Source organism: Phocaeicola sp. (assembly GCF_048170425.1).
In the GTDB taxonomy this organism is placed as follows: Bacteria; Bacteroidota; Bacteroidia; order Bacteroidales; family Bacteroidaceae; genus Phocaeicola.
The window spans coordinates 1-9,884 of record NZ_DBEXBB010000271.1; the positions used below are offsets into that span (position 1 = coordinate 1).

6 protein-coding genes are annotated in these 9,884 nt (G+C 42.0%); 1 reads left to right on the forward strand and 5 read right to left on the reverse strand.

Features of this window, described 5'->3' with window-relative positions; translation table 11 throughout:
- Positions 1 to 54: 54 nt before the first annotated feature.
- A complete protein-coding gene (locus ACMJ0U_RS10715; RefSeq protein ID WP_417129908.1) occupies positions 55 to 891 on the forward strand; it encodes an MBL fold metallo-hydrolase in 837 nt (278 codons plus the stop codon).
- A 140-nt stretch (positions 892 to 1,031) separates the two neighbouring features.
- Here ACMJ0U_RS10715 and ACMJ0U_RS10720 read toward each other — a convergent pair whose 3' ends face one another.
- The 5 genes from ACMJ0U_RS10720 to ACMJ0U_RS10740 all read right to left on the reverse strand — a co-directional run.
- The gene (locus ACMJ0U_RS10720; RefSeq protein ID WP_417129909.1) at positions 1,032 to 2,072 is read right to left on the reverse strand and encodes an endonuclease/exonuclease/phosphatase family protein; all 1,041 of its coding nucleotides are present in this window, start codon (positions 2,070 to 2,072) and stop codon (positions 1,032 to 1,034) included.
- Between the two features lie 24 nt (positions 2,073 to 2,096).
- Positions 2,097 to 3,488 carry a DUF5689 domain-containing protein gene (locus tag ACMJ0U_RS10725; protein WP_417129910.1) on the reverse strand — a complete coding sequence of 464 codons (1,392 nt, stop codon included), beginning with the start codon at positions 3,486 to 3,488 and terminating at the stop codon, positions 2,097 to 2,099.
- 28 nt (positions 3,489 to 3,516) lie between these two features.
- Positions 3,517 to 6,234 (reverse strand): carboxypeptidase-like regulatory domain-containing protein, encoded by a 2,718-nt coding sequence (locus ACMJ0U_RS10730; protein ID WP_417129911.1) that lies wholly within the window; start codon positions 6,232 to 6,234, stop codon positions 3,517 to 3,519.
- Positions 6,235 to 6,342: 108 nt separating this feature from the next.
- On the reverse strand, positions 6,343 to 8,259 hold the full coding sequence (locus ACMJ0U_RS10735) for a fimbrillin family protein (protein WP_417129912.1): 1,917 nt from the start codon (positions 8,257 to 8,259) through the stop codon (positions 6,343 to 6,345).
- Between the two features lie 30 nt (positions 8,260 to 8,289).
- The coding region (locus tag ACMJ0U_RS10740; protein ID WP_417129913.1) for a fimbrillin family protein at positions 8,290 to 9,884 on the reverse strand (1,595 nt) is incomplete at its 5' end.

A 9,884-nucleotide genomic window follows, 5' to 3' on the forward strand; every position in this document is an offset into this window, starting at 1 on the left:
AAAATAAAAGTAGAAAATTCGTATCTTTGCCCTTTGTTTTAAAGGATACATTGTATGGAAAATTCGATGAAGCTGATTATGTTAGGTACGGGAAATGCGGCCACCGTAGCGTGCTACAATACCTGTTTCGCATTGTGTCGGGAGGATAAATACTTTTTGGTGGATGCGGGAGGGGGAAACGGCATTTTGTCACAGTTGCAGAAGGCGCATATTCCGTTGTCGGGAATTCATGAGATGTTTGTGACGCATGCACATACTGACCATATACTGGGTGTAATATGGATGATTCGCACCGTGGGCCAGGCTATTCAGAAAGGAGCGTATCAGGGTAAGCTGTACATATATGGGCATGATAAGGTGGTACAGGTGCTCGACTGGATTTGCCGGATGACTTTACCCAAAAAGATTGTGGCATGCTTAGGAAAAGAGATTCTGTTGTGTGAGGTGAAGAGCGGAGAGAAATTTCAGGCTATTGGGCTGGAAGTGGAATGCTTTGACATAGCTTCTACAAAGGAGAAACAGTTTGGTTTCCGTATGTGTCTTCCTGATGGACAATCGCTGGTTTGTCTGGGTGATGAACCTTACAATGCATGTAACCGGACGTATGTGGAAGGAGCCGACTGGCTGCTGTGTGAGGCGTTCTGTCTGTATGAAGACCGTGAATGCTTCAAACCCTACGAGAAGCACCATAGCACGGCATTGGATGCCGGACGGTTAGCGGCTCAGCTTGGAGTGAAGAATCTGTTGCTGTATCACACGGAAGACAAGACACTGGCCACCCGCAAGGTACGTTATACAGCAGAAGCCGCTTCGCAGTTTAGCGGTAAGATCTATGTGCCGAATGATTTGGAGGATATTTTACTACGGGGTAATGATCGAATTACTACGTAGTGGTCGGTCTGTTATTACGGAGTAATAGAGGAATTACTACGTAGTAGTTAAAGGATATTCAAAGAGACTTTAAATGAAATAAGAAAGCCGTTCCGATTATGTTCGCGGAACGGCTTTCTTATGAAGAAATGTAGTTTCTCTTATTTCATTACTTTGACAAAATAGGTTAGGGTAGGCAAGTGGTCGCTGAATCCATTTTGGAATGTGGTGCCCGAGAATGTGCGGAGTGGATACCCTTTGTACTTTCCTTCCTTTTGGAGCAGGAATGGACGGTTGAACACTTCGCTCTTCCAGAATTTCAATGTACTGCGATCTTTGCCAATCAGGTTGCCCGATACAATCTGCTGGTCGAATAAATTCCATTGGTTCTGGTAGCAGAGAGAACCTATACCTTGGTCGTATAACTTCCAAGTAGCATTGTAATATCCATCAGGTTTGACTTCCTTGATGTCCTTTTTAGCCCCAAGTACCTCGCTACAACTCTTGTTGAACGGGTTATCGTTCAAGTCTCCTACAATGAGAACCTTTGCCTCCGGATTCTGTGCGTGGATAGAATCGCCAATATGTTTCACGATGCTGGCTGCAAATTCTCTCAGCGGAGAAGAAGCAGAACCGCCGTAGCGCGAGGGCCAGTGGTTTACAATCAGATGGAAGGGTTCTCCAGCCAGTATGCCGCTTACCAGCAAAATATCACGGGTTTTATAGTTTGGCATATCCGGCTTATTGAAAGGATAAGTTCTGGCATCAATCAGTTTGAACAATTTGGGATTGTAAAGGGCGGCTACGTCAATACCTCTGTGGTCGGGTGATTCGAAATGTACAATTTCATATCCCATTCCGTTGATGGGGGAGGTTTTTGTCAAGTCCTCCAATACTTTCCGGTTTTCCACTTCTGAGATGCCGATAATAGCGGGGCCTGCCGGGCAATAGTCTCTTCCCAATTGTGAGATTACCTTGGCAATATTCTGTAGTTTTTGTTCATATTTAGTCTGAGTCCATTCATACTTTCCTTCTGGAGTGAAATCATCGTCACCCTTGTTGTTGGGATCGTCCACTGTATCCCAAAGGTTCTCTAAATTATAGAATGCAGCTGCATAGACACCCAGTCTGTCTTGTGAAAACAGACTGGTGGCATATACGCAAGTGATGAACAAAGTGAAAATAAGCAATCGTTTATTCATAACTTTAATTGTTTGATCTAGTCATTAGTTGCTGGGGGTGGGTTCGATGGTTGTATTTCCACTACCGCTGGTGTTGCCACTTCCTGGTACATAAAGCTTGACGCTGTATAAGCGTAAGCCATAAGTGTTTTCTGAAGCAGTACAATAAAACTCTAAAGTTGTATTGTCGGATATTGTCACATTTTCAATCGTCATTTTGAAAGGCGTATTTCCTTGTTTGGCATCGCCAGTTACTTCTTTACTAGGAATGGTTAACTCTTGTCCATTACATTTTACTCTCAGAGTCTTTAAATCTTGTTTCTCTCCTGTATTGTATACATTTGCTCCTACTTGATATTCTAAAGTAGCTGATGTATTTCCTTGTGCATTGATGTTATTAATTGCAATTGCTACATCTTTTGTTCCAGGGAACCAGATGTTGGTGAGGTTGCTTACAATACGTACGGATGCTTGTTCTTCAGATTTATTTTCAAACATGCTGGCAGGGTTATCAAATCCAGTGTAATCGCTTAAATATGGCCAATAATTTCCATTTTTTACAGGAGTTCCAAAAGATTCTTGGAATAAAACGGTTTCACCACTTGGAGTTTCTCCACCTTCATTTCCACCTTCTCCATTGCTTCCTGTAAAGTCACTCACGTCATTGGCTGTGCGCAAAGTAAGCTGCCATGTACCTCTGAATCGTCCCAAGATACCCGTTACGTTTCCTTTTCCTTCAGGAAGCTTGTTTCCTGCAAAGCTAGCATAGTTACTAGTACGAATCATGATGGTATTTCCATGGCTGTCGGTGATGTTTTCTTCGCCATAACCACTTTCTGGAGCAAAGATACCCTTTCCACCGTTTTGGAAGGTTACTCCAGTAAATTGCACTAATTTGAATTTATAATTGTCTGGGGCCGTATTGACTGTACTGATATCATCAATTACGATAGGCTTTGCATTTTCCGGATTGGCCCATCCGTCTTTGCTGACATGTTTTTCGAAATCCTCCCACGGCGTACGATACAAATATCCTTCGGGATGTCCTAATTGCTGTTCGTCACCATATACGGAAATACTCAATCCGTTCAGATTTACATATACTGTCTGTCCTACCGGATAATAGTTGTACACACTGCTTTGGTCCACTTCCATTTCAATGGCACCTGTTTCATCCTGCAGGTAGATTTTCTTGAAAATATTTCCCGATTCATCGTTACCTGTGATAACGGCCTTTAGTACCTGGTCTTGTGTGATAATGATAGGAGCATCTTCTGTTGCCGCTGCAGTTTGTGTACGTAATTCTGAAATGGTGATGTTGGCTGCCGGACCTGTATATTCAGGTTCTGTCAAAAGAGGAGCATCATAGTCTCGTTCACAAGCAAAAAGGGCGAGTGAGGCAATGAGTGGCAGACTGATATTTTTAAATAGTTTCATATATTCTGAATTTTATGTGGGTTAATGATTAAAAACGGTAGCTGACATTCAGGAAGCAGTTGATGCCCTGCATGTAGTAGTATTTTCCTCCGAAGCGTTCCGGATGTTCAAGGTCAAATCGTCCCTGTTCGTATCCGCCTGTGCAGATATCTTTCTTGTTTAATACGTTGTTCAGAGAAAGATTGAAGTTGATAGACTGTCTTCCTGGCAAGTAGAAAATCTTTCCGATAGACAGGTCTAATGTATAGGCTGCCGGGAAACGTTCTTGTGTGGTCAGTTGCTTGAAGGCATCATAATACTGGTTGTACGGTGTTACTTGGGTATAGCTTGAAGCCAGACGACGGAGAGGAGCCGCATCGATATAGTTGCGTGCAAATCCATTCAGGTTGGCTCCCAAGAACCAGTAGTTGATGAAGTAACGGATTCCAAATGTTCCGGCGATTTGTGGCATACCACCTACATATACATCCTTCATGTACACTTGTTCTCTTTCCACAATTTTCCCGTTTTCAGAGTTTTTGATACCGTCTGGGTTGTTGCTGTAATAATATTCGCCTACGGTTCCTGCCAGGTCAAAACTCCAGTGGTCATCCAGTTTATAGGTAGCTCCCAGTTCGATTCCTCTGTGGATGCGGTTTACTCCATACAACACGTGGTTGATGAATGTGCCTTCAATGCCATCATAGTAACTATTGCGCTCCATCTGGTCGTAGAAGTTGGTTTGGAATACTCCAATACGTCCGGCCAGGCGAGGAGTTGAGAAGATGTAGTTGATATCGGCAGAGAGTACACGTCCGCTCTTCATATCGTCAATAGTCCGGTCTGTGATGCGTGGTGATACGTATGCTTCGTTGGGTAGCGGAGCTTCACTTCCGTAGCTGATGTTGGCATTAATCATGTGGCGTCCGTTGAACTTATAAGTCAATCCTCCCTTTACCATCAAGTCTGTAAACTGATGGCGCATGCCTTTGCCAAAAGAACTGTCCGGATAACGTCCGTTACGCATTTTGCCATCACGCTGGAAACTCGTATAGGTAAGTTTCATTCCGTAGTAATAATCCCAGTAGCGTGAATGATACTGATTAACTACCCAGGCATTCAGTGAATAAATGTTCAGGTTGTAGTTGTAACCAAAAATACCATCTTCATATACTTTTCTTTGCGGGCGATTTAAGTCGTTCTGAATCTTGTCTGGATCACCAGAGAAGTCTTGTTCTGCAAATTTGTCAATATCCAGCACATATTCTGCTCCTAGCAGGTCGGCCACTGTTTTAAACTGGCGTGATTGTGTATAACGTGCGCCAATTCCAGTTGTGATGTCGAAATGGCGGCTTATACGTGCATTCAGAGTAGAGTTGAACGAAGTTTCCAGCAAATCACTGCGGCGTTCTTCTACCATGTAGACCGCAGCCCCATTACCATTACGTATGTTGTTGGCGTTGGCTAGATAAAGGTCATCCCAGTTGATTTGTGTAAAGCCCGTCTGATTGGTACGCCATAACTCTTTATACCTTAATTGTACCATTTCATCTTCAAAGTACGAAGGCAGATAACGATAGTAGTCCGGACGAGGGTCTGGTGCATTGTACCAGTTCAGTGCGGTATTCCCATAGCGGGCATAATGTGCTCCTACGCCTGTGGTCAGCGTCATGTTGTCGTTGATTTTCCAAATGTGTGAAATGATAGCGGTCGGGTCGAAAGCAGTAACCACTTTTGCATTTCTTTTTTCTCCGTTCTGATATCCCCAGTTCGGGTTGTAGAGATAATTCCCGGTCAGTTCATACACTTCACGGTAGGAACTGCCCTGCTGACCACGCTGTACGGGTGACACAAAAGCCACCATTGACAGGCTGTGCTCTCCTCCTTTCCATTGCTTTTCAGCAGAGAAGGCAAAAGAAATATTCTTATAGAAAGTTCCGTCGATGTTACCTTCATTCGAATAGCGTCCGCCGATAGAGGTAGTGAATGCCCATCCGTTGTCCTTCAATCCGGTAGAGTAGGTAAACATACCGCGGAGATAATAGTTCCGGTTTGTATAACTTAAGGTTAACTTTCCTCCAGGGGTGTAGTTGCTGGCACGCATGTTGATGTTTTCCGTACCTCCCAACTCTCCAAAAGTAAAAGATGAGGGAGCTGTGAAGTTAGTCACATCACCGTTGCGTGTCATGTCATTCAGCGCTCCTACTGCCGCATAGTTGAACACTCCTCTGTTTTGGTCGTTGAATTCCACCCCATTGATGTATTTCACTTCCTGCGTGCTGTTATATCCACGTGGAGAGAAGCGTACGGGTGAAAGCTGATAGGCAGCTTTGTTCAGGAAAATATCATTTGATAGAATTACGGTAGAACTGACATCCTGTCCGGAAGTTTCTACGTCATCGTCCACCATACCTGCATCGATGATACCAATCATGGATACATCCTCATTTGCGTTAAGTTCGGTTACTCGGATAGGTTTTAGCTCAGTTACGCCTAAGTTTTCTACTTCAATGGAGACACTCTTGGGCGTAATCATTACGGAGTTAAGCTGAATGACGTAAGTTCCCGGTTGAATATTTCGGATGGTGAAATTTCCATCCGCGTCGGTTGTAACTTGACGGTTCAGTTCTGTCACCGTCACAATTACGCCTGGAACAGGGTCATTGCTTACTGCTCCGATCACACTTCCTTTCACGCTTACATTTTCTTGTGCAAAGACAAGGCAAGGAAGGAAGAATGCCATGAAGAACAGTAATTTGTGTTTCATAAAAAATAATTGTTAGTTTAGTGTTATTTTATAAGGGTTGAAAGAGAACATGAAAAAGTTTTATAGAGCTTTTTCATGTTCTCTTTTTAGTGTGTTAATAATGATTTATTACTGGATTTCAACCATTTCCATGTCGTCATAGTAGATATATCCACCTACTTGAGTTGTACTTTCTCTATATGTACGTGCTTCAAAACGTAATATAGTTGCTCCTTCTGGAACTGTAATTTCAACTACAACTTGTTGCCATTCAGGATTGTCTGTGGAATAATCATTGGGTTGCATTCCTGTACTTGGGCTTCCGTTGTTGTATGAAAACCAGCAGCGAGTTCTTGCTTTGTCATCATTGTCTAAATACCAATAAGAAAGACGATATTTTTTTCCAGGTGTTACATTAACTTCTTGTTGAATCTTATTTGTGCTACTGGACGAAGTTTGTCTCAGTGAATTATTTCCACCATGTTTGATACTAGTTTCTTTTGCAATTTCTCCTGTATTATATGTAGCATTGTCCCATGCGGTAGGCAATGTGCTTGTCCAATCTTCAAATCCAGGGTTAGTTAACAGATTACTTCCTGTTCCCGGTTCTGGATCTGGTTCAGGTGTAACTGTTCCACCACCTTCTCCATTGGCTACAACTTTTACATTCTTTATTTCCCAAGTTGCAGAAGACGATGTTGTGCTCTTGTATTGGAATGCAATTTTCACTTTAGAGCCAGCATAGGCAGATAAGTCAATATTACCAGATGATACAAAATCCCAGCTTGTACCTTCTGGATATGTCAAATCTGTTAATGCTGTCCAAGTAGCGCCATTATCTTTGGTGATATTTACAACTTGTTCATTTTTAATATTCGCTACATTACCCTTATTAATGGCATGTTCAAATGTTAGGATTGCACTTGTTGCAGCTGTTAAATCTATTTCAGGAGAAATAAGCCAGCTTTCAGAAGCATATGATTGGTTTTTATATGCACTTGCTTTTACATATTGATATTTAGAATCGTGTTGCCATATCCAACTTAGTTCTGAAGGTAATTCTTTGTTTTCTATTGTAAATCCATCCAAACCAGTTGCAAAAGGAGCATCTAATGCTACAGTTTCTCCACCTGGCTGGGTTCCACCGTCGAAGTCAACGTTAATATCTCCACCCGGTTTGTCTGTCCAGTTATCAATCGTTGCATTACCTACACTAACTACCGGTTTCCCATTGTTGATAGACAATTTTGCATCGAAACTTACATTGGTTCCTTTTTCAAAGATGCTCATGTCACTGATTGTATGAGTGAATGATTGGCCGTTAAGGTTAAAAGTTAGGTTAATTGACGTTTGATCAGTGCTTGCAGCTGTTGGGAATATGATGGCTGTAGCTGTAGTTCCTTGTGCGTTTATGTACATTGCTACATCTTTGCTGTTGGTGCCTGTAGTAGCAGTCAGGGTTCCGTCAGCAAGATTAAATTCACCTTCCGTACTGACTCCCTTCATGATTACGCCTAGTCCGTTAAGAGTTTCAATTGTTTCGTCTTTGGTCACATTCAGGGTTAGTTGAGTCAGTTGGTGTGTGAATCCCAGACTAATGGTAGTAGCAGTAGTAGCTGCTATTCCTTTAGTCCCGTTTGAATAAATCAAGTCAATTGCAGCCGGATTGCTCTGGTCAGACACATTAACTGCAATCTTATTTCCGTTCACACTTGTTGTGTAAGGATAATATGCAATGAAGTCTACGTTTCCGCTTTCCGGAAGATAGATACCATTGCCCGGAGCAGCAGTTAATGTACCGTTGGTCTGTGCCAGGTACTTCTTGTTTTGTGCAGTTGCAGCTTCAATTCCGCTTCCTGCGTTCGTCATGTAGATACCTACTTCGTCGTTTGCATTCCAGACATTATCTGAAATTCTAGACTGAATAGTTGTGGTGAAAACGATGCCTTCGCTTCCGTACCAGTCACTGTGGTCGTCGTTGTTTGTACAGCTCATTAGAGCTAGGGTTGACAATGCCCCAGTGTACAATAGATTCGAGATTTTCATACTAATTTATTTTTTGTGAACATGATTATTTTATTTCCAGCTTGTTTTTTGGCTTTTAATGCTTTCAGTGATTTCAGGCTTGTCAGGAAAGAATGTGAATCCCGTTATTTCTTCCAGTTCCTTAACGGATAGGATTCCTACATTGTAATCTCTGTGGCTGTAGGATATGTTATCCAGTTTGTAGGCTACTGTCTGGAACTGTTCGTTTATTTTTCGCGCCAATGCTTTAAAGTAGTATTTGGGAACAGCCATGTTTTTCCCGTCATTATCTTTCGCATATTTAATAGTTTTGTCCGTTGCTGTGGTAGGCATGGCTCCAGTTACTACGTACAATGTATCTGTACCGCTACTCCATCCTCTTACAGCACTTTCTAGGTCAGCCCAAATAGCTTGATTCATTTTTTGTCCTATTTGAGGAGTCATATTGGTGTAATAAAAGGTTTGGCTGTTGATTGAGTTTGAACGTGTCCGGTCGCCGCTGGGAATTTGATGTCCCCGGTCATATCCGGAGATGCCTTTCAATAAATTGGGTTGTAGGTTTTCTGCTAATTTATCATCATATCCCCATGCGTCGGTACGTCCGCTATCTCCTAAATACCATGAGCATAATGGATATGCCACCCAATAAGCCATTTTCAAATCCGTATCATACAGCATGCTGTAATTACGGATTTCGATTCCGTTGAGCGTACTGTTCTGATAAGTTTCTCCAGTGTAATGAATAATGTATTTGATATTAGGTCTGGCTAATTGAGATTCAGTAATTAATGGTGTTTCTGCCCATTTTGTGTATTGGGCTTGCGGATCAGTTGTAATTTCTCCTCCTTGGTAATTTATATTTACATTGTATGTATATTTGTTACCTTGTTCAATACTTCCAGAAAGCTTGGTATCAATTTCTTGACTCTGTCCGTTGAACTCCAGTTTGATTTTTACGCTTTCACTCAGACTTTGTGGCAATAAGATAGCTTCCGCTTGGGTAGCTTCTTCATTTATATATAAGGAGAAAGCACTTGCTTCACCAGAAGGAGTGATTGAACCATTGGACAGGTTGGCCGTGCCTTCTACTTTAAGCCCGCTGATAGAGGCTTTGATACCTTTCAGTGAATTTCCAGAAGTAGATTTCAGGTTTAATACCAATTTGGCCAGCAGGTGCTTGAACTGTAGATTACCTTGTGGAGAAGTCTGGTCACGTCCTGTCAGGTTTACAGCTGTCATCAGGTCAATAGCATTTTGTTTAGTCTGATCACTGAGGTTGATAGTATAATTAGTGTAATCATCTGTATTTTTATTATACGGGTAATATGCAATGAAATCAACAGTGCTACTATTTTCAGGATAATACATGGGCTGGTTCTGACTGATAAAATAGCCGTCTCCTTTTGATGTCACATAGGGTACGTTTGTTTCCAATACATTTTTATTTTCACTGGCGAGCATGAAAATTCCGATGACATCGTTTGTCTCCCAGGATGTATCGTATGCACGCGAATTATTGGCGTCATCTATGAGTGACATGAATGTAATGCCATTTTTATTCACTTCATTTTGGATGACATTTATTTCATCATTCTGACAAGATTGCAGAATACTCAGGGAAAGCATAATCCCTAATAATGATTTCA